We start from the raw sequence: 20,427 nt of genomic DNA on the forward strand, positions 1-20,427 counted from the left end.
CGCACCAGCCAAGGCGGGATCTGAGGCGGGCACCGGTCCAGTCTTACCCCACGTCGAGGTTCAAAAGCGAGAGGGCCGGTCTCACGGTGAGACCGGCCCTGTCAGGGAACGTCAGCTGGCGATATCCGTCGCCTGCGCAGCGATAGCACGCGTGAGATCGGCCTGCGCCTCGGTGACGTAGCGGAGCGTCGGGGCGTCCACGGACCCGGACTCCGCAGCCAGCCAGCCGGTCAGCGCGTCCAGCGCCGCCTGGTCGGCCAGGTGCCGCGGCGAGAGGTAGACGAGCACGTTCTCGCCCATGGACGAGCCCAGCCGCGTGTACACGTCCTTGGCCGCGTTCAGGTACTTGTCGACGTACGGCCGCAGCAGGTCCTCCTGACCCGGCTGCTGGAAGCCGAGGATGGTCCGGAACTGGGTCTCGTTCGGGGTGTCCTCGGACTCCACCGCGATCCGCCAGGCCTCTTCCTTGGCCTCGGCGGTCGGCCGCGCGGCCCGGGCCTGGGCGGCCCGCTCCTGGCCGGTGATCGTGGTGTCGCGGGTGAGCTCGTCGTCGATCTCGTCCGCGCCGATCCGGCCGAGCCGTGCCAGCGCCACGATCAGCGTCCAGCGCAGGTCGGTGTCGACGACCAGACCCTCGGGAAGGTCGCGTCCTTCCAGCCAGCCGGCGAGCCGCTCGGCACCGGCGTCGGAGAACACCGCCGAGCTGTAGGCCCGGACGAACGCGAGCTGGTGGTCGCTGCCCGCCTCGGAGTCCGCGACCAGAGCGGCCAGCGCCTCCTCGAACTGCGCGCGCAGGGCGGGCCGGTTCTGCGGGGCGGCGTACTGGTTGATCGCGCTGCTCGCCTGGTTGAGCAGCGAGCGGACGCCGGTCAGGTCGGTCTCGGCCCGGATGCCGCGCAGCACGATGCCGACGTACTGGCTGGCCGGCATCTCCGCGTCCCGGGTCATGTCCCAGGCCGAACCCCAGGCAAGGGCCCTGGGCAACGATTCGGTGAGCTGGTCGATCGACTCCACCAGCGTCGCCCGGGACCGCTCGTCCAGCCGGATCTTCGCGTAGGTGAGGTCGTCGTCGTTCAGCAGCACCAGGTCCGGCTGGGTCGCGCCGGTCAGCTCCGGGAGTTCGGTGCGCGGGCCGTCGATGTCCACCTCGAAGCGCTCGGTGCGGACCAGGCCGGCGTCGGTCCGGCGGTAGAGCCCGACGGCGAGGCGGTGCGGACGCAGTACCGGGAACTTCTCCGCCGCGGTCTGCTCGATCGCGAACGAGGTGAACGCACCCTCGTCGTCGACCGCGAAGTCGGCGCGCAGCGTGTTCACGCCGGCGGTCCGCAGCCAGCGCTCGGTCCAGTCGTCGAGGTCGCGGCCGGACGCCTTCTCCAGCGGCTTCAGCAGGTCGGCGAGCTCGGTGTTGGAGAACGCGTGGTCCTTGAAGTACTCCTTCAGCGCGGTGACGAAGGTTTCCTCACCGACGAACGCGACGAGCTGACGCAGGGTCGAGGCGCCCTTGGCGTAGGTGATGCCGTCGAAGTTCACCTCGACCGCGTGGAAGTCGATCATGTCCGCGGCGATCGGGTGCGTCGACGGCAGCTGGTCCTGGCGGTACGCCCAGTTCTTCCGGGCGTTGCAGAACGTCGTCCATGCGTCGCTGTACTTCGTCGTGGCAACCACCTGCGCCCAGTGACTGGCCCACTCGGCGAAGGACTCGTTCAGCCACAGGTCGTCCCACCAGGTCATCGTGACCAGGTCGCCGAACCACATGTGCGCGAGCTCGTGCAGCACGGTGTTCGCACGGGCTTCCAGCTCCGCGTGGGTGGTCCGGCTGCGGAACAGGTACTCGTCGCGGAGCGTCACGCAGCCCGCGTTCTCCATCGCGCCCATGTTGTACTCCGGCACGAAGGCCTGGTCGTACTTGTGGAACGGGTACGGCGTACCGAACGCTTCCTCGAACAGCGCGAAGCCCTGCTTGGTGACCTCGAACAGGTCGTCCACGTCGAGCGCGTCCTTCAGCGACGGACGGCACAGCAGCGACAGCGGGTAAGTCCCGTGCGGGCCCTCGTACACGTCGGTCACCACGTGGTACGGACCGGCGACCACCGCGGTGATGTACGTCGAGATGCGCTCGGTCGGCGGGAACTCCCACCGGGCCAGCTCCTCGCCGTTCTCGCCCTGGTACGGCGTCGGCTCCGGAGTCGGTGCGTTCGAGATCACGACCCAGCGGGCCGGTGCCGAGACGGTGAACGTGAAGGGGGCCTTCAGATCAGGCTGCTCGAACGTCGCGAACACCCGGCGGGCGTCCGGCACCTCGAACTGGGTGTAGAGGTAGGTCTCCTTGTCGGCCGGGTCGACCGAGCGGTGCAGCCCTTCACCGGTCCGCGAGTACAGGCAGTCCGCGACCACCCGCAGCTCGTTGCGCTCGGCCAACCCGTCGAGCTGGATCCGGGCGCCGTCGTAGACCACGTCCGGGTCCAGGGCGGCACCGTTCAGCGTCACCTCGCGGACCTTGTCCGCGATCAGGTCGGCGAAGGTGCTCGCGCCGGCCTCGGCGGCGAACGTGATGGTGGTCACCGACGGGTAGGTCGGGGCACCGGTCGGGGCGTTGGCCAGGTCGAGCTCGATCGCGTAGCTGACGTCGCTGACCACGCCCGCACGGGAACGCGCCTCGTCGCGCGTCAGGTTGGTTCCAGGCATGTCCGCATCCTATGCACCTGGCTCTCAGGTTCGCCGAGGGTTTCCCCCCGACATTGGGTATTGGATACCAAGACGGTATCTGGGTTGTTTCAACTTTGTATGATGAGGAATATGACCGCTTCCGCTGATTTCTGGTTCGACCCGGCCTGCCCCTGGGCCTGGATGACGTCTCGCTGGATGCTCGAGGTCGAGCAGGTCCGCGACGTGAAGACCACATGGCACGTGATGAGCCTTGCTGTGCTGAACGACGGCCGCGACGAGCTCCCTGAGAAGTACCGCAGCTTCCTGAGCAATGCGTGGGGCCCGGTGCGGGTGCTGATCGCGGCCGAGCAGGAGCACGGCAACGAGGTGCTGCTGCCGCTGTACACCGCGCTCGGCAAGCGGATCCACGTCGAGGGCCGGGGGATCGGCGACGGCAAGGGCGACGTGATCACCGAGGCGCTGGCCGAGGTCGGCCTGCCCGCGTCGCTGATCGAGGCGGCCGACACCGACCGGTACGACGATGCGCTGAAGAAGTCGCACCACGCCGGCATGGACCAGGTCGGCATGGAGGTCGGTACTCCGGTGATCTCGGTCGAGGGCACCGCGTTCTTCGGCCCAGTAGTCACGCCGGCGCCGAAGGGTGAGGCGGCCGGCAAGCTGTGGGACGGCGTTCGCCTGGTCGCCGGCACCGAGGGCTTCTTCGAGATCAAGCGCACCCGGGACCGCGGCCCGATCTTCGACTGACCCTCCAGGACTTGATCTGGGGCCGTCGGCCGGTGAAAGTTACTCACTCAGAAGTTCGTCCAGTAGTGAGTAGGTTCCAGATGAGTGTGACCGCCGGCATCGCAGTGTTCGATCGCGAGACGGGCCAGTTCGTTCATCAGCAGGACGCGGACCACAGGTTCCGGTCCGCGTCGGTGGTGAAGCTGCTGATCGCATTGGACTTCCTCTGGGACCGCGGTCCGGAGTACGACGTACCGGACGAGGACCGGGCGCGGCTCGAGGTGATGCTGCGCAGCAGTGACGACGACGCGGCCAGCTACTACTGGGACCAACGTGACGGTGCGGCGCTGGTGGAGCGCATGGTTGGGCGGCTCGGGCTGACGCATACATCCGGGCCGCCTGCCACCCACCCCGGCTTCTGGGGGTACGTCGCCATCACCGCCGCCGACACGGTCCGCATCTACCGCTACCTGCTGGAGGAGGCTCCACCGCCGATCCGTGAGTTCGTGATGGGCCACCTGCACCAGGCGACCCGGTACGGCACCGACGGCTTCGACCAGTACTTCGGGATCCCGTCGGTGTTCGCCCCGGACTTCAGCATCAAGCAGGGGTGGTCCGGCTTCCACGGCTCCAGCGGCTACGGGTCCGACAAGGCCAAGCCCGAGTCGGTGGTGGACCTGGTAAGCGAGGCTCTCCACACCACAGGCACCGTCGGCGCGGGCGATCGGACGATCGTTGCCGTTTACACGCTGCACTCGTGCGGAACGCCGTACGAGCAGGCGTATGCCGCTGTGACGCAGCTGACCGCGGGGCTGACTGTGCCGGGCGGCGTGCGCGCAGCGGTGAGCTGACAAGTAGATTGCCTGCCATGCGAGTGCATATCGGCTCCGACCATGCCGGCTTCGAACTGAAGAACCACCTGGTGCAGCACCTGACGGCTGCCGGGCACGACGTCACGGACCACGGTCCGGCGGTGTACGACGCCGTGGACGACTACCCGCCGTACTGTCTGCGGACCGGGCAGGCCGTCGTCGACGACCCGGGCAGTCTGGGCGTCGTCATCGGCGGCTCGGGCAACGGCGAGCAGATCGCCGCGAACAAGGTGAAGGGGGTCCGGGCGGCACTCGCCTGGAACACCGACACCGCACGGCTCAGCCGCGAGCACAACAACGCCAACGTGATCAGCATCGGTGCGCGCATGCACAGCGAGGAGGAGGCCAGTGGATTCGTCGACACGTTCCTGGCGACCGACTACTCCGGTGAGGAGCGGCACAGCCGGCGGATCGACATGCTGACCGCCTACGAGTCCACCGGCGAACTGCCGCCGCTCTCCTGATCGCCCTCTTCGTCCGGTGTTGGCGGGGGCAGGACGGGCCGGCGGTTGACCGGCTGTCTGGGGCGGGAGACGTCCCGGGCGCGCATGCTCCGGCCGGTGCCGACCACGGCCGGCGTGGGCGTCGGCGCCTTGCCCCCTCTGGTACCACCTGTCGTCCCCATATGAGGAATCATGCCTGAAGGTCACACCCTGCACCGGCTGGCGAACGACGTCTGGGACGCGTTCGGCGGCCGTTCCGTCCGGGCGTCGAGCCCGCAGGGCCGGTTCGTCGACGGCGCCGCCCTGCTCGACGGTCACGTCCTGCGGCAGACCGAGGCCCACGGCAAGCACTTCCTCGCCGACTTCGAGGGCGCCGGCTGGCTGCACATCCACCTCGGCCTGATCGGCAAGATGGACATCAAGCCGGCGCCGGTCCCCGAGCCGGTCGGCGCGGTCCGGGTCCGCCTGCAGAACGACACGGCGTACGCCGATCTGCGGGGCGCCACGGTCTGCGAGGTGATCACCGACGAGGAGCGTGCGACGTTGCTCGGCCGGCTCGGCCCGGACCCGTTGCGCGACGACGCCGACCCGGAGCTCGCCTGGAAGCGGATCCACCGCAGCAAGCTGCCGATCGGGCAGTTGCTGATGAACCAGGACGTACTGAGCGGGGTCGGCAACGTGTACCGCGCGGAGGTGCTGTTCCGGGCGAAACTCAACCCGATGACGCCCGGCAACGTGGTGAAGAAGCGCGAGTGGCAGGGGATGTGGGACGACCTGCTCGAGCTGATGAAGTACGGCGTCGAGACCGGCCGGATCGACACCGTCGCCGACGACCACACGCCCGAGGCGATGGGCCGCGACCCGCGCCAGGACGACCATGGGGGCGAGGTGTACGTGTACAGGCGCCACGGGCAACGGTGTTACGTCTGCCAGTCGGTGATCCGCACGAAGATCCTCGCAGGCCGTAACTTGTTCTGGTGCCCCAAATGCCAGCGGACCGGTCTCACCCGCAAGAGCTGACAGTTCTCGATTGTGTTTCGGATTGATGCGCGGACCGATCGGTACCGTTATCTTCTTCACACCATGACGAAGAGCGGCGGTCTTGCACCGGTACGACGCATCGGCCGCCGGGTCGAGGCGCTGGCTCGTCGTGCCCGTCGTTCGCACCGGGTCGCGTTCGTAGCGCTGATGCTTGTGCAGCTGGTGATCTCGATCGCCGGCCTGATCTGGCCGACGTTCGTACCGGCGTCGTTCCTGGTCGTGCCGCTGGTCGTCGGGGGCATGCTGCTGCGGTTCGGCGAGCTGGTCGCGCTGACCGCGATCACCACGACGTTCGGCGCGTACGTCGTACTGTCCCGCGGGTTCACGATGCAACGGATCGGGTTCGTGCTGGTGATCCTGGTGGTCGGCTGGATCATGATCACCAGCGCCAAGGTGCGCAGCCGGCTCGGCGTACCGGGCACCCGGGGCGAGTCGATGCTGATGGAGTTGCGCGACACCCTGACCGCGCAGGGAGCGGTGCCGAAGCTCCCGCCGGGCTGGCTGGTGGAGTCCTGGATCCAGTCCGCCGGAGCGTCCACGTTCTCCGGGGACTTCGTCGTCTCGACGGTGTACGACGACGTGCTCGAGGTCGCGCTGGTCGATGTCTCCGGCAAGGGTATCGACGCCGGGACCCGCGCGTTGCTGCTGTCCGGTGCGTTCGGCGGCCTGCTCGGCGTCGTGCCGGTGGACGAGTTCCTGCCGTCCGCGAACCGCTACATCCGGCGACAGGAGTGGGACGACGACTTCGCGACGGTCGTGCACGTCGTCCTCGACCTCACGACCGGCGAGTTCGACGTACGCACGGCCGGGCATCCGCCGGCGATCCAGTTCGACGCCTGGTCGGGGCGCTGGCAGACCAGGGATGCCGACGGGCCGTTGCTCGGGCTGGTCGAGTCGCCCGAGTTCGCGGTGAACCACGGGCAGCTGAAGCTCGGCGATGCGCTGTTCCTGTACAGCGACGGGATGGTGGAGACGCCGCGGCAGGACATCGGCCGTGGTACGGACCGGCTCGCCGGGCACGCCGAGCGGCTGGTGGGGCACGGGTTCCAGGGCGCGGCGCGGGAGCTGGTCGAGACCGCGGGCGGCGCCGGGGACGACGCGGCGATCGTCATCATCCACCGCAAAGCGCATGCCTGAGGCAAGCAAGTCTCTCGTTGTCATCCTCGCCGTTTGTTGACTTGGGCAACGACAGGGTCATACTGCAGAAGAGATGCCCGCCCGCACTCTGACCTGTGGTTGACCACGGCGAGACAGGGGAACGGGGATGGTTCGCAAGGGGGTACGTGCTCAGGCCGCCGGAATCGCGGCGGCTGCTGGAGCGCTCACAGTTCTGGTCGGTGCCGGTGTACTGCTCCTGCAGTCCGGCCCAGCCGGGGGTACGGCGGTCGCACCGCTCGCGGCGATGGCCGCGCCGCCCGGGAACAACGGCACGATCAAGATCGACGGGGTCGAGCTCGGTGACCATCCGCCGAACAACGAGCCGCACCAGGGGTGCACGTTCAAGGTCCAGTTCTACAACTACGAACAAGGGCCGTACTTCGCGACCGTGCAATTCGCCGACCAGCCGCCGACCGGGAACGCCGGGGTGCAGGTGGTCTCGGGTGACCAGAATCCCTTCATCGGTGGGGATCCGGCCGGTGGTGGTACCGACCTGGACGCGGAGGTGATCTACACGCTGAAGTTCAGCGGACCGCCGCAGCCGCAGCAGGGTTACCACGTGAAGGTGACGATCCACGCCGACGGCTCGATCGGCAACGACACCAAGTCGAAGGTCTTCTGGGTCGAGGGCTGCGACGCCACCCCACCGCCGACCACACCTCCCACCACCCCTCCCACGACGCCTCCCACGACGCCTCCCACGACGCCTCCCACGACGCCGCCAACGACGCCTCCCACGACGCCGCCGACCACGCCGCCAACGACGCCGCCAACGACGCCTCCCACGACGCCGCCGACCACGCCTCCCACGACGCCGCCGACCACACCTCCCACGACGCCGCCAACGACGCCACCGACGACGCCGCCGACCACGCCGCCTACGACGCCACCTACTACTCCGGCGACGACACCGGCGACGACTCCGCCGACTACTCCGTCGACGACGCCGGTGGTGCCGCCGACGAGTGTGCCGTCGTCCACGCATCCGACGAGCGCGCCGACGCACCACCGGACCACGACGACCGGGGTACCGACGGCCGTCGAGGCCGGTCTGTCCGGCCCGCCGACGCGAGCGGTCGCTGCCACGACGGACAACGGGCCGAGCGCAACGGGCGGCATCCTGATGACGCTCGGCGGCATGCTGCTGGCCGGCGGATCGATCGCGACCCTGCGCCGCCACGGACGCCATTCGCGCTGACGAACTTGTCCGCGGCAACAAAACGGCTCACGCACCGGAGAGGTCACCACACCCCCCGGTGCGTGAGCATTTCCCGCTAGCTGTGGACAACCGAGGATCCATGGGGTCAATCGTTACCGAACCGCCTTGACTGCTGTAACGGAACCGAAATACTTCTCCTGGACCTCTCTAACCCCCTGCTTTGTTCGAGGACGGACATGACCCATACGGGCATCCGCTCCCGTGCCGCCGGCCTGTTCGCCGGCGCCGGAGCGCTCGCACTGCTCTTAGGCGCAACGACCCTGCTCGTCGCGCCCTCTGCCAACGCGGACCAGACAGCCGCAACAAAGGACCCGAAGGGCAACAACGGCACGATCAAGATCGAGGACGCGGTACTGCAGGACAAGGAGCCGGACAACAACCCGCACCAGGGCTGCACGTTCAGCGTCGAGTTCTACGGCTACGACAAGGGCGACAACTACGCGACCGTCACCTTCGCGGATCAGGCTCCGACGAAGGACGGCGGCGTGCAGGTGGTTTCCGGCAAGCAAAAGGTGTTCATCGGCGAGGATGCGGCCGGTGGCGGCACCGACCTGGACGCGCGTGAGGTGTACACGCTGAAGTTCACGGGCCAGCCGCACCCGAAGCAGGGCTATCACGTGAAGCTCACAGTGCACGCGGACGGCTCGATCGGAAATGACACCAAACACAAGGTGTTCTGGGTGAAGGGCTGCGACGCACCGAAGCCGACCCCGACGCCCACCTGCCCGCCGACCAAGACCCCGCCGACCACGCCACCGCCCACCACCGCGCCGCCCACGACGACGGCTCCGCCTACCACGACGGCTCCGCCCACCACAACGGCTCCGCCGAGCACCACGTCACCGCCGGAGACCACCACGACCGCTCCGCCCGCGACGACCAAGGCGCCGGAGACAACGGCACCGCCTGCAACCACGACTGTTCCCGGTACGTCGGCCGGCCCGTCCGACACGCCGTCCGCGCCGGCAGGTGCTGTACCGTCCGAGACCCCGATCGGTGGTGTGCCGACCGAGGTCGACGCCGGGTTCGGTGGACCCGCGAACGGCAATTCGGTTGCCGGTAGCAACAGTCTGTTCGGGCTCGTGGGCGCGCTGCTGCTCGCGGCCGGTGGTGCGATGCTCGCCGGTGGTGGGTTCGTCGCGCTCCGCCGACGTGGAAAGCACAGCGTCTAGCAGTGAGTTCTGCCCGTCGACGCGGCCGTCCCGCTCCACTGCGGTGGAGCGGGGTGGTCGCCGTCGTCGGTGCCGGCGTACTGGCTGCCGGTGCGTACCTGCAGTTCGACGGTGACGACCATGCGGGCGCGACGACCACGCCGTCCCCGTCGGTGGCCGCGGTGTCACCACGACCGGTCGTGGTGACGTCTGACAAACCGCTGCCTAAGTCAACGAGTCGTACGCCGGTGAACACGCGCCCCGGCCGCCCGACCGCAATCACCATCCCGCAGCTGAACGTGAGCGCCCCGGTCGTCTCGATCAAAGCCGTGGACGCCGCACTCACCCCGCCGTCGGACCCGACGATGGTCGGCTGGTGGTCGGGTGGCGCGCAGCCCGGGGCGAAGCGTGGCTCGGCCGTCATCACCGGGCACACCGTGCACACCGGTGGCGGCGCCTTCGACGACCTCGGCCGGCTCGTGCCGGGTTCGGTCGTTCAGGTCACGACGGTCCGGGGGCCGTTGCGGTACCGGGTCGCGACGGTCGCGACGTACCGGAAGGCGACTCTCGCGAAGCGGGCCGCGCAGGTGTTCGACCAGGGTGTTCGCGGTCGGCTGGTGCTCGTCACGTGTGAGGACTGGAACGGTTCGGTGTACCTCAGCAACGTGGTCGTGATCGCCCTGCCGATGGCGTAGCCTGCTCCGTCGTGACGATCGATGGGCTGGGCGACACCTTCGGCGCGGAGCGGGCCGTGCCGGACGTCTCGTTCGACGAGCTGGTCGCGATGATGCCCGAGACGCTGCGGGAGGTCTTCCCGCCGTACCGCTGGCAACTGGCGAAGCTGTGGGAACTCGACCTGAAGGTGGAGCCGGTCGAGATCGCCGACCTGGAGTGGATGTTCGACCTGCCGCTCTGGCGGCTGGACGGCGACCGCTTCAAGGTCACCCCGCACCAGGTCGCCGAGACCCCGATGAACTTCCGCGCCCACTATCAGCGGGTGATGGACTCCGACCTCGACTTCCCGATCAACCTGGTCGCCTACCGCGGCCGCCTGGTGGTCCTCGACGGCATGCACCGCCTCCTCAAGGCCCACTTCCTCCGCCGCCGCTGGATAGAAGCCACCATCGCCACCGCCACCCAACTAAAGTCCTGCGCAATCTGACACCTCAGAGCACGAACAATCGGAGCTTGAACCCGATCGACTCGGCGAGGTGGTTCAGATCGCCGGGATCGCTGGTGACCACCGCGGCTTGGTGCTGTACGGCGGTCGCGACCACGATTGCGTCGACCACATCCGACGTACCTGCGGACGCACAGATCGAGCCCGCGGCCCGTCCGATGCGCTCGTCGTCGGGGAGGATCACGCAGCCCTTGAGTGTCCGGGAGATGGAGTGTTGTGGGCCGCCACGCCATGCTTGGGCGAGGATCACCACGGGCACGACCGGTCTGATGTGTGATGCTGTCAGATCGTCGTGCAAGGCGATGAAGTCTTTGTTGCGCCGCTCAGCCGCGAGTAGGGCGCCCGTGTCGTAGACGACTGTGTGCACTATCCGGCCGTCTGCCACTCGTCGTCGCTGAGCAAACCGACTTCGCGCATGAACTCCCGCGCGCGTCGCCGAGACTCTTCCGGGATCGGTCCGTTCTCACGCTCGTACTCTTCGACCATCTCGCGAGCCGCGGCCCGGCCGGCGGCGTATCGGGCCGCCGCCTCGGCCTTGTCGACGGCGGCCTGAGCCAGCCAGGTCGATACCGGGACGCCTTCCTCGGCGGCGGCTGCCTTGATCAACTCCTCGACCTCGGGTGGCACCGAGATGGAGAGCTTGCGTGCCGTCATGTCGGACAGGATAGCAGGCGGTAGGAATGTGTTCCTACCGGTTTGTGGTGCGGATGGTGTCGTGTCACCGATTAGTATTGGTGACATGACAGCGAAGCATGATGAGGATTATGTGCCGAGCGCCGAGGGCTGGGTGCGGGAGCAGGTCGACAAGGTGACCGAGGCCGGGACCACGGACGCGGTCAGCATCCAGGGCATGAAGGTGGTGCTGCTGACGATGCGTGGTGCCAAGTCCGGGAAGATCCGCAAGGTGCCGGTGATGCGCGTCGAGCACGACGGGAAGTACGCCGCGTTCGCGTCGCTCGGTGGGGCGCCGAAGCACCCGGTCTGGTACTACAACCTCCAGGCCGACCCGAAGGTGACGCTGCAGGACGGCGAGACCGTCGGTGAGTACGTCGCCCGCGAGGTCGACGGCGCCGAGTACGACGAGTGGTGGGCCCGCGGCGTCGACGCGTATCCGCCGTACGCCGAGTACCAGACCAAGACCACCCGCAAGATCCCGGTCTTCGTCCTGGAGCCCACGAACTGAGAGGTCCCGCGGGACCTCTGGTCCTTGCAAAGATCTGGCTCCACCTGACGGTCGGTGACGAAGGCGGGCCCAGGCTTGTGAGACGCTGGCGACGGCCGGGTTCACCGTGACCCGGCCCGGCGCTCTGCGTCGGGAGAGTTCTGGGAGTTGTCCTGACCACACACGACGCGGTGCGGGAACCGTTCGTCGGGTCGACGCGGCTGCGTCTGGCCGGACTTGCACTGCATGCCTATACCGCGAGCGGAACGGTGCTCGCGCTGCTGATCGTGATTGCCGCCATCGACGGCGATGCCGTCCGGGCGCTCTGGCTCGGGCTGGCGGCCCTGGTGATCGACGGCACCGACGGGATGCTCGCGCGCCGGCTGCGGGTGAAGGAGACCATCCCGTGGTTCGACGGCGCGATGCTCGACAACATCGTCGACTACCTGACGTACGCCTTCGCGCCGATCGTGCTGCTCTGGACCGGCGGCTACCTGCCGTCCGGGACCTGGGGCGCGGTGCTCGGCGCGTTGCCGTTGCTCGCGTCCAGCTACCAGTTCTGCCGGGTCGACGCGAAGACCGAGGACCACTTCTTCCTCGGCTTCCCGAGCTACTGGAACGTGGTCGCGTTCTACATCATCGTGCTCGGCCTGAGCCCGGTCGCGACCGGCGTACTGCTGGTGGTGTTCTCGGTGCTCGTCTTCATCCCGGTGAAGTACGTGTATCCGTCGCGGACCAAGGCGTTCCGCTCGCTGAACCTGCTCACCACCGCGATCTGGCTGGCGTCGTACGCCGTACTCCTGGCGCAGATGCCGCACCCGAACGCGATCGTCGTGGCGATCTCGCTGGCCTACCTCGTGTACTACGCGGGCCTCAGCCTGTATCTGACCTGGCGCCGTAGGGTCGCGTAGTGATCCTGGGTCTCGGCGCGGCACTCGGTGCCGCGGTGCTGTTCGGTGTGGGCGCGATCGCGCAGGCTGTGGGTTCGCGGAAGGTGCCGACCGAGTCGGAGCTGGATCCGCGGCGGCTCGGCGGGTTCGTGGCGAAGCTGCTCAAGCAGCCCGCGTTCCTCGGCGCGCTGGCGTTGAACCTGGCGGGTTTCGGCCTGCACTTCGTCGCGTTGCGGCTGCTCCCGCTGTACCTCGCGCAGGCGGGGATCGCGGTCAGCCTGGTCGTCACCGCGTTGCTCGCGACCCGGTTGATGTCGGACCGGCTGAGCGCGCTCGAGTGGTCCGCGGTGTTCGGTGTGGTCGTCGGGCTCGGTCTGCTCGCGGTCGCGTCCGGTGATGCGGGCGCCGGCGCCCAGCATCACGGGCTGACCGTCGGCATCATCGTCGGCCTCGTCACGATCGCAGTACTCGGTGGACTCGCCAGCCGATCGCAGCACGGCGCCTCGACGGCCCTCCTCGGCCTGCTGGCCGGCCTCGGGTACGCCGGTGTCGCGATCTCGGCCCGCCTGCTCCAGGACGGGTCGTTGAGCGAGCTGTTCCACAGCCCGACCCTGTACACGCTGCCGATCAGCGGCGCGCTCGCGTTCATTCTGTACTCGTTGGCGTTGCAGCGCGGTTCGGTGACGCTGGCGACGACGCCGATGATCGCGCTGCAGACCATCACCCCGGCGGCCGTCGGCGTCTTCATCCTGGGCGACGCCGTACGCGCGGGCTGGTGGCCGGCCGCGATCGCGGGCTTCGCGCTGTCGGCAACTGGTTCGGTGATCCTCGTCCGCTTCGAATCGGTCAAGCACGAAGAGACCGTCTGAGCAGGCACGCTAGCGCGACGGCCACTTCCAGGGTGGCTCGTCGAGTGGGCCTTGGCCGGTGATGCCGGTGGCGCCCTGCTCCTTGATCAGTTCGATCGTCTGGAGCTCGGGGGAGAGCGCCGCGAGCGCGCTGATGAACGGACGTGAGTGCGAGACGACGATCACCTGCGTCTCCTTGGCGGCCGTGACGACCAGGTTGGCCAGTGCCGGCAGCAGGTCGGGGTGCAGGCTGGTCTCGGGCTCGTTGAGCACGAGGAGCTCGGGTGGTCGCGGCGTGAGCAGCGCGGCGACCCACAACAGGTACCGGAGCGTGCCATCGGACAGCTCGGCACCGGAGAGCGGACGCAGCAACCCGTGCTGACGAAACGCGATCTCGAAGCGCCCCGCAGTGTTGACCACCTCGATCCGACTGCTTGGGAACGCCAGCTCGATCGCATCGTCCAGCGCCCCGCGTGGCCCCAGCTCACGGATCGTCTGCAACGCGGCAGCGACGTCGGCACCGTCCGGAGCGAGTACGGCGGTTCGCGTACCGACCTGCACCAGCCGGGCCGGAGCCGTGGCGTCCGTACGGAAGTGGTCGTAGAACCGCCAGCCCCGCAATCGTTCCCGTACGACCATGAGCTCCGGCGCGCGCTCCGGGTCCGCGAACTCGCTCAGCATGCTGTCGAACGGCTGCAGCTTGTGCCCCGCGCGCTGCCACTCACCACTCGCAGAACGGATCCGCACCTCGCTGTTGGTGCGTTCCACCAGCAGCGCCGCCGGCCGCAGGAACGGCCCCGCCCACAGGGCCTCCCGCTTGATCTCCGGATCCAGATCGAACTCCGACCCGTTCGGGATCGGCAGACCGAGATCCATCAGATAGCCGTAGTCGTCCCCGGCGAACCCCATCCGCAACGTCACCGGCCCAGTGCGCCGCGTCCCTTGCGTCGGCCGGTCCTTCCGCACGTGCTCGGGGCCGGCCCACAGCGTCGACTGCAGACCGCCTTCACGGGCGAGCGCCGCGACAGCACCGTTGCGCGACGCGTCAGCCAGCAGGCGCAGCGCCCGGTAGAGGCTGGACTTCCCGCTGCCGTTCGGCCCGGTCACCACGTTCAGCCGACGCAACGGCATGACGATTCGCCGCAATGACCGGTAGTTCTCCACCGCGAGCGTCGTCAGCATGCGACCAAGCTACCGACGCCTTCCGACAAACCCATGTCACAGCCGGCGGAGCTGTCTCGTCTCGGGGGTAAACGACGAGGAGTGATGATGATGCGGGTGTTTGTGGCGGGTGGGAGTGGTGTCCTCGGGCGGCGGCTGGTGCCGCAGCTTGTGGCGCGGGGTCACCACGTGACTGCTACGACAACCAGTGCGGCGAAGCTGGGTCTGTTGAAGGAGGCTGGTGCTGACGGTGTCGTGATGGACGGGCTGGACGGTGCTGCTGTCGGTGAGGCCGTGGCGTTGGCAAAGCCGGACGTGATCGTGCACCAGATGACTGCGATCTCGATGGCGCACGCGGGCAAGCCGGACATCAAGCACCCGGACAAGTGGTTCGCCAAGACCAATCGGCTTCGTACGGAGGGCACAGACCACCTGCTGGCCGCGGCCGAGGCTGTCGGCGTGCCGCACTTCGTTGCGCAGGGCTACGCCAGCTGGAACGGGGTTCGCGAGGGCGGCTGGGTCAAAACCGAAGAGGACCCACTGGACCTCCTGGAAGGCACTGCGGCGTACGTCGGGCTCAAGGCGCTCAGCCGGATCGAGGACCTCGTACTGAAGACAGGTGGTGCTGTCATGCGGTACGGCGCCTTCTACGGGCCAGGAGCCATCGACGACCAGGTGGAGCTCCTCCGTAAACGCCAGTACCCGTTGGTGGGGAAGGGGACTGGCTACAGTTCGTGGGTGCACTTGGACGATGCTGCGAGCGCTACCGTGCTGGCTGTCGAGCAGAAGGTCACAGGCGTGTTCAACATCGTCGACGACGACCCGGCGCCGGCCAGCGAGTGGCTGCCCTACCTGGCGGAGTGTGCGGGCGCCAAGCGGCCGATGCGCGTCCCGGTGTGGCTGGCGCGACGGCTGGCCGGGGATCAGGCAGTGGTGATGATGACCGAGGGCCGTGGCTTCTCCAACGCCAAGGCGAAGCGTGAGCTCGGCTGGCAGCTCAAGTACCCGTCGTGGCGGCAGGGCTTCAAGGCCGAGCTGTCCTGATGCCTACTCGCGACCAGGAGTTCGAGCAGTTGCGTCCGCTGTTGTCCTCGATCGCCTACCGCATCCTCGGTAGTGTCAGCGAGGCAGAGGACGCCGTGCAGGAGACGTGGGTCCGGTACGCCGCCTCACCGACACAACCCGCGTCCGTGAAGGCATTCCTGTCTGCGGTCGTCACCCGCATCTCCATCGACGTACTGCGTTCCGCGCGGCGCAGACGGGAGGAGTACGTCGGCCCGTGGTTCCCGGAGCCGTTGTTGTCGGACCCGTACGAGGACCCGGAACGCGCGGCCGAGCTGGCGGACTCCGTGTCGATGGCGGCGCTCCTCCTGCTCGAGCGGCTGTCTCCACTGGAGCGGGCGGCCTTCGTCTTGCGGGAGGTGTTCGGATTCGGCTTCGCCGAGGTGGCGGCGGCGGTCGGGCGGTCGGAGACTGCGTGCCGGCAGCTCGTGGTGCGGGCGCGGCGGCACATGGAGACCGGGCGGACCAGGTTCGTGGCCGATCAGCGGGAGCGGGAAGAGCTGGCGGTCCGGTTCTTCGAGGCGTTCAAAGAAGGGGCCATCGGCAACTTGATGGAATTCCTGGCGGCCGATGTGCAGCTGGTCGGGGACGCCGGCGGCAAGGCGCCGCAGTGGGGCCGGGGCGTGGTCACCGGCGCCGGCAACGTGGCGCGGATGCTGGCTGCGCTGGCCGTACCGTTCGCGCGGATCGGCGGTGTGGTCGAGCCGCACGAGGTGAACGGGCAGCCGGGCGCGATCTTCCGGGACCGCGACGGCCGGGTGGTGAACACCTGGACGCTGGACATCGCCGACGGGCAGATCCAGGCGATCCGCGCGGTGGTCAACCCGGACAAACTCCGGCATGTCGGCCCGGTCGCCGACGCCTGGGCCGTCGTCCGGGACACCGGCGCCGCCCGCCGCTCCTGAGCCTCGCCGGGGACACGGGCGCCGCCCGCCACTCCTGAGCCTGGGCGGGGACATGAGAAGGGGGCGCAGCAACTGGCTGCGCCCCCTCGTCAGGATGCTGTCAGGCCAGGGACTCTTCCCAGGCCTGGTGTAGGCCGGCGTAGTGGCCGTCGACTGTGATCAGGTGGTCGGGCGAGCCGTCCTCGATGATCCGGCCGTGTTCGAGCACGAGCACGCGGTCGGCTGTCTCGACCGTGGACAGCCGGTGCGCGATCACGATCGCGGTCCGGTCGGCGAGGATCGTCCTCAGCGCCCGCTGGATCAGCCGCTCGCTGGGGATGTCCAGGCTGGACGTGGCCTCGTCCAGGATCAGGACGGCCGGGTCCGCCAGGAACGCCCGCGCGAACGCGACCAGCTGCCGCTGACCGGCCGACAACCGGGACCCGCGCTTCTCGACCGCGGTCTCGTAACCGTTCGGCAGGGCCATGATGAAGTCGTGCGCGCCGATCACCTTGGCGGCCTCGACGACCTCCTCCATCGTCGCGTCCGGCTTGCCGAACCTGATGTTGTCCGCGACCGAGCCGGTGAACAGGAAGTTCTCCTGGGTCACCATCACGACCCGCTCGCGCAGGTCGTCCTCGGACAGGTCGCGGAGGTCCACGCCGTCGAGCAGCAGGTGCCCGCCGGTCGGGTCGTAGAACCTGGCCACGAGTTTCGCGATCGTGGTCTTGCCCGCTCCCGTCGTACCGACCAGGGCGAGCGTCTGGCCCGCCGGTACGTCGAGCTGCAGCCCGGGCAGCACCGGTACGCCGTCGACGTACTCGAACCGGACGTTCCGCAGTTCCAGGTGACCGCGCGCCGGACCGGGCAAGGCCTTTTGGATCGGCTCCGGTACGTCCGGGGTCTCGTTCAGGACGCCGGACAGCTTCTCCAGCGCCGCCGACGCGGACAGGAACGTGTTGTAGAACTGCGTGATGTCCTGCAGCGGCTCGAAGAACTGCCGCAGGTACAGCAGGAACGCGGTCAGTACGCCGACCGTTACGTGCCCGTGGTAGGCCTGGTAACCGCCGTACGCCAGGATCGCGACGATCGTGATGTTGCCGACGCCCTTGATCGCCGGCATGAAGATCGCGTTCAGCTGGAACGACTCGAGGTTCGCCTTCCGGTAGCGGTCGTTGACGCCGTGGAAGATCTCCTCGTTCCGCGGCTCCCGGCGGAACGCCTGCACCGCGCGGATCCCGGTCATCGACTCGACGAAGTGCACGATGACGAGTACGACGGCCTCACGCGTCTGCCGGTAGACGATCGCGGACCGCTTCCGGAACCACGCCGTCAGGATCAGCAGCGCCGGGAACGACAGCAGCGCGAGCAGACCGAGCTTGACGTCCAGCGTGAGCAGGATGATCGACGTACCGACCAAGGTCAGCACAGCTGTCACGAGGCTGTCGAAACCGCTCGCCAGCATTTCGTCGATGACCTGTACGTCGGAGGTCAGCCGGGAGATCACCCGCCCCGACGTGAACTTGTCGTGGAACGCCGGGCTGAGCCGCTGGAAGTGGTCGAACACCCGCTTCCGCAGCCCGAGCAGGATGGTCTGCCCGAGGCGCCCGGAGCGCATCAGGAAGACCTGTCGCGCCCACGCCTGCAGCAGCGCCGACGCCAGTACCACGATGACGATGGTGATCAGCTGCTTCGAGCCCTCACCCGCCAGGATCGGCGGGATGCCCTTGTCGATGCCCAGGTGGACCAGGTACGGCACGGCGAGCCGGGCGGCGTTCTCGACGATCACGATCACCACCAGCAGCCAGATGAGCTTCTGGTACGGCCGGAGCAGTTCCCCGAGCAGCTTGCGGGAGTCCTCCTTCAGCCGGATCGTCGTGGCGCGGGAGATTTCCCGGTCGGGGTCCTCCTCGAACAACCCCCGCCACTTCTGCTCCTCCGGCAGTGCGTCCTTCACATCAGTGGGAGGAGGTGTCTGCTGCTGGGTCGTCGTCATGCGTGCACCTCCTCTTCCTCCGCTGCCAGCAGGTGGCGGTACGCCGGTACCGTCGCCAGCAGCTCCTGATGGGTTCCTACGTGGGTGACCGTGCCGTTCTGCAGCAGCGCCACCTTGTCGGCCAGCATCACCGTCGACGCGCGGTGCGCGACCACGATGCCGGTGGTGTCGGCGAGCACGTTCCGCAGCGCCTCCTCGACCAGGGCCTCGGTGTGTACGTCGAGCGCGGACAGGGTGTCGTCCAGCACGAGTACTGCGGGCTTGGCGAGCACTGCGCGCGCCAGGGCCAGCCGCTGGCGTTGGCCGCCCGACAGCGACATGCCCTGCTCACCGACCCGGGTGTCCAGGCCCCACGGGAGGTCGTTGGCGAACTGCGCCTGGGCTACCTCCAGCGCCTCCTGTACCTCTGCCTCAGAGGCGTCGGGCCTGCCGAGAGTGAGGTTCTCCCGCACACTCATGGAGAACAGCGTCGGGTCGTCGAACGCGGACGCGACCGCGGTCCGCAGTGACACCAGGGACAGGTCCCGGATGTCGTGCCCGTCGATGGTGATCCGTCCGGCGGTCACGTCGTACAGCCGGGGGACCAGTGCGGTCAGCGTCGTCTTCCCGGACCCGGTGGCGCCGACCAGGGCCAGCGTCGTACCGGGGGTGAGGTCCAGGTTGATGTCGTGCAGGACCTCGGTCGAGTCGTCGGAGAACCGGAAGCCCACGTGCTCGAAGCGCAGGTGCCCGCGGGGATTCGTGAGCTCGTCCGGGCCGGACTTGATCACCGAGTAGGTGTCCAGGATCTCGCTGATCCGGTCCGCCGCGGTCATCGCCTCCTGCGCCATCGCCAGGATCGCGCCGAGCGAGGTGACCGGCCAGACCAGCGACAGCATCAGCGTGATGAACGCGACCAGGGTGCCGAGCGTGATCGCCTCCCGGCCGACGGCGAGCGCGCCGAGCAACAGCACGATCACCAGGGTCAGGTTCGGGATCACGCCGAGGAAGCTCCAGAACCGGGACGCCAGCCGGACCTTCTCGACCTCGGTGTCGTACAGCGTGGTCGCCTCGTCGTCGAACTGCGCCTGCACGTACGGCCGGCGCCCGAACGCCTTGATCACCCGGAAGCCGAGAGCGGACTCTTCGATCCGGGTGGCCAGGTCGCCCTGCTGGTCCTGCACCTTGCGGGAGATCCGCAGGTACTTCTTCTCGAACTTCAGCGACACCATCACGATCGGTACGGCGGCCACGAGGACGACCAGACCGAGCGGCCAGTACAGCTGCAGCAGCAGGATCGTGACCACGATCAGCTGCAGGATGTTCATCACCAGGAACAGCAGGCCGAAGCCCATGAACCGCCGGATCGTGGACAGGTCGGTGGTCACCCGGGAGAGCAACTGGCCGCTCTGCCAGCGGGTGTGGAACTCCATCGGCAGCGACTGCAGCCGGACATACAGGTCGTGCCGGAGTGTGGCCTCGAGGTCGCTGACGGTCCGGGACTGCGCCCAGCGGCGCATCCAGACCAGGATGACCTCGGAGATGCTGAGCCCGAGGGCCAGCAGCGCCAGCGGAACCAGCATGCTCAGCTCGTGGCGGGTGACCGGACCGTCGATGATGGCCCTGGTGACCAACGGGACGGTGAGGCTGACGCCGACGCCCAGCATGGCGGTGGTGAACATCACCGACAGTCGCCAGCGGTGGGGCTTCAAATAGGGACGCAGCCGCCAGAGATTGCGGCTACGTTCGGGGGTACGGGTGGAGGGGGGAGCGATCGACGGCGCTTGGACGGCGTTGACAGCGTGCTCTGAGGGCATCTGGACGGGCGCACTTCCCATCTACTTCGGTTTGACTGGGTTTCGGCGACCAGAAAACGGCGCATTTTCCAGTATCGCCCAGTAGGTAAGCGCTTGTCCTGCCAATTCCATTCCCGGTGAATGATTCGCAATAGGCCGTTCCGGGCTCAGGCGGCAGCGGCCCGGCGACCTATC

General features: G+C 68.2%; 20 protein-coding genes. 14 read left to right on the forward strand and 6 right to left on the reverse strand.

The features are described from left to right. Window positions 1–111: 111 nt before the first annotated feature. Entirely contained in the window at window positions 112–2,685 is a 2,574-nt protein-coding gene (gene pepN / locus FB475_RS26110; protein WP_141859179.1) for an aminopeptidase N, read from the reverse strand. Window positions 2,686–2,796: 111 nt separating this feature from the next. Here pepN and FB475_RS26115 point away from each other — a divergent pair, with 111 nt between their 5' ends. The 9 genes from FB475_RS26115 to FB475_RS26155 all read left to right on the forward strand — a co-directional run bounded on the left by FB475_RS26115 (window position 2,797) and on the right by FB475_RS26155 (window position 10,436). Beyond that, window positions 2,797–3,411 (forward strand): mycothiol-dependent nitroreductase Rv2466c family protein, encoded by a 615-nt coding sequence (locus tag FB475_RS26115; RefSeq protein WP_141859180.1) that lies wholly within the window; start codon window positions 2,797–2,799, stop codon window positions 3,409–3,411. A gap of 80 nt (window positions 3,412–3,491) precedes the next feature. Further along, complete coding sequence (locus FB475_RS26120) at window positions 3,492–4,241, forward strand: serine hydrolase (protein ID WP_238332418.1); 750 nt, start codon at window positions 3,492–3,494, stop codon at window positions 4,239–4,241. 17 nt (window positions 4,242–4,258) lie between these two features. Then, window positions 4,259–4,726, forward strand: coding sequence for a ribose-5-phosphate isomerase (locus FB475_RS26125; protein WP_141859181.1), 468 nt, complete (start codon window positions 4,259–4,261; stop codon window positions 4,724–4,726). A 171-nt stretch (window positions 4,727–4,897) separates the two neighbouring features. Beyond that, complete coding sequence (locus FB475_RS26130; protein WP_141859182.1) at window positions 4,898–5,725, forward strand: Fpg/Nei family DNA glycosylase; 828 nt, start codon at window positions 4,898–4,900, stop codon at window positions 5,723–5,725. A 63-nt stretch (window positions 5,726–5,788) separates the two neighbouring features. Beyond that, on the forward strand, window positions 5,789–6,883 hold the full coding sequence (locus tag FB475_RS26135) for a PP2C family protein-serine/threonine phosphatase (RefSeq protein WP_141859183.1): 1,095 nt from the start codon (window positions 5,789–5,791) through the stop codon (window positions 6,881–6,883). A 127-nt stretch (window positions 6,884–7,010) separates the two neighbouring features. After that, window positions 7,011–8,102, forward strand: coding sequence for a hypothetical protein (locus FB475_RS26140; protein ID WP_141859184.1), 1,092 nt, complete (start codon window positions 7,011–7,013; stop codon window positions 8,100–8,102). A gap of 197 nt (window positions 8,103–8,299) precedes the next feature. Beyond that, window positions 8,300–9,295: a hypothetical protein gene (locus FB475_RS36950; RefSeq protein WP_185759437.1), complete on the forward strand. Its 996-nt coding sequence runs from the start codon at window positions 8,300–8,302 to the stop codon at window positions 9,293–9,295. A 2-nt stretch (window positions 9,296–9,297) separates the two neighbouring features. Then, complete coding sequence (locus FB475_RS26150; RefSeq protein WP_238332419.1) at window positions 9,298–9,969, forward strand: class F sortase; 672 nt, start codon at window positions 9,298–9,300, stop codon at window positions 9,967–9,969. An 11-nt stretch (window positions 9,970–9,980) separates the two neighbouring features. Further along, on the forward strand, window positions 9,981–10,436 hold the full coding sequence (locus FB475_RS26155; protein WP_238332420.1) for a hypothetical protein: 456 nt from the start codon (window positions 9,981–9,983) through the stop codon (window positions 10,434–10,436). 4 nt (window positions 10,437–10,440) lie between these two features. Here the strand turns inward: FB475_RS26155 and FB475_RS26160 are convergent, their stop codons facing one another. Together FB475_RS26160 and FB475_RS26165 are read right to left on the reverse strand one after the other, a co-directional pair. Next, entirely contained in the window at window positions 10,441–10,821 is a 381-nt protein-coding gene (locus FB475_RS26160; RefSeq protein WP_141859185.1) for a PIN domain-containing protein, read from the reverse strand. Continuing rightward, the gene (locus FB475_RS26165; protein ID WP_141859186.1) at window positions 10,821–11,108 is read right to left on the reverse strand and encodes a hypothetical protein; all 288 of its coding nucleotides are present in this window, start codon (window positions 11,106–11,108) and stop codon (window positions 10,821–10,823) included. Before FB475_RS26165 ends, FB475_RS26160 begins: the two co-directional genes overlap by 1 nt. An 85-nt stretch (window positions 11,109–11,193) precedes the next feature. On the opposite strand from FB475_RS26165, the gene FB475_RS26170 reads away from it, so the two are divergent. The 3 genes from FB475_RS26170 (at window position 11,194) to FB475_RS26180 (ending at window position 13,375) form a co-directional block, all read left to right on the forward strand. Beyond that, on the forward strand, window positions 11,194–11,637 hold the full coding sequence (locus tag FB475_RS26170; protein WP_141859187.1) for a nitroreductase family deazaflavin-dependent oxidoreductase: 444 nt from the start codon (window positions 11,194–11,196) through the stop codon (window positions 11,635–11,637). A gap of 170 nt (window positions 11,638–11,807) precedes the next feature. Next, window positions 11,808–12,527 carry a CDP-alcohol phosphatidyltransferase family protein gene (locus tag FB475_RS26175; RefSeq protein WP_141859188.1) on the forward strand — a complete coding sequence of 240 codons (720 nt, stop codon included), beginning with the start codon at window positions 11,808–11,810 and terminating at the stop codon, window positions 12,525–12,527. Next, entirely contained in the window at window positions 12,527–13,375 is an 849-nt protein-coding gene (locus FB475_RS26180; RefSeq protein WP_141859189.1) for a DMT family protein, read from the forward strand. The genes FB475_RS26175 and FB475_RS26180 overlap by 1 nt, the downstream gene beginning before the upstream one ends. Window positions 13,376–13,384: 9 nt before the next feature. Here FB475_RS26180 and FB475_RS26185 read toward each other — a convergent pair whose 3' ends face one another. Next, window positions 13,385–14,536: an AAA family ATPase gene (locus FB475_RS26185; RefSeq protein ID WP_141859190.1), complete on the reverse strand. Its 1,152-nt coding sequence runs from the start codon at window positions 14,534–14,536 to the stop codon at window positions 13,385–13,387. 90 nt (window positions 14,537–14,626) lie between these two features. Between FB475_RS26185 and FB475_RS26190 the strand changes: the two genes are divergently transcribed. After that, window positions 14,627–15,559 carry an NAD-dependent epimerase/dehydratase family protein gene (locus FB475_RS26190; protein WP_141859191.1) on the forward strand — a complete coding sequence of 311 codons (933 nt, stop codon included), beginning with the start codon at window positions 14,627–14,629 and terminating at the stop codon, window positions 15,557–15,559. Further along, a complete protein-coding gene (locus FB475_RS26195) occupies window positions 15,559–16,482 on the forward strand; it encodes an RNA polymerase sigma-70 factor (RefSeq protein WP_141859192.1) in 924 nt (307 codons plus the stop codon). The genes FB475_RS26190 and FB475_RS26195 overlap by 1 nt, the downstream gene beginning before the upstream one ends. A 100-nt stretch (window positions 16,483–16,582) precedes the next feature. Here the strand turns inward: FB475_RS26195 and FB475_RS26200 are convergent, their stop codons facing one another. Next, a complete protein-coding gene (locus tag FB475_RS26200; RefSeq protein ID WP_141859193.1) occupies window positions 16,583–18,457 on the reverse strand; it encodes an ABC transporter ATP-binding protein in 1,875 nt (624 codons plus the stop codon). Beyond that, the gene (locus tag FB475_RS26205; RefSeq protein WP_238332421.1) at window positions 18,454–20,118 is read right to left on the reverse strand and encodes an ABC transporter ATP-binding protein; all 1,665 of its coding nucleotides are present in this window, start codon (window positions 20,116–20,118) and stop codon (window positions 18,454–18,456) included. The genes FB475_RS26200 and FB475_RS26205 overlap by 4 nt, the downstream gene beginning before the upstream one ends. Window positions 20,119–20,427: the final 309 nt, after the last annotated feature.

Origin of the sequence: Kribbella jejuensis (genome assembly GCF_006715085.1) — a bacterium.
Lineage (GTDB): Bacteria > Actinomycetota > Actinomycetes > Propionibacteriales > Kribbellaceae > Kribbella > Kribbella jejuensis.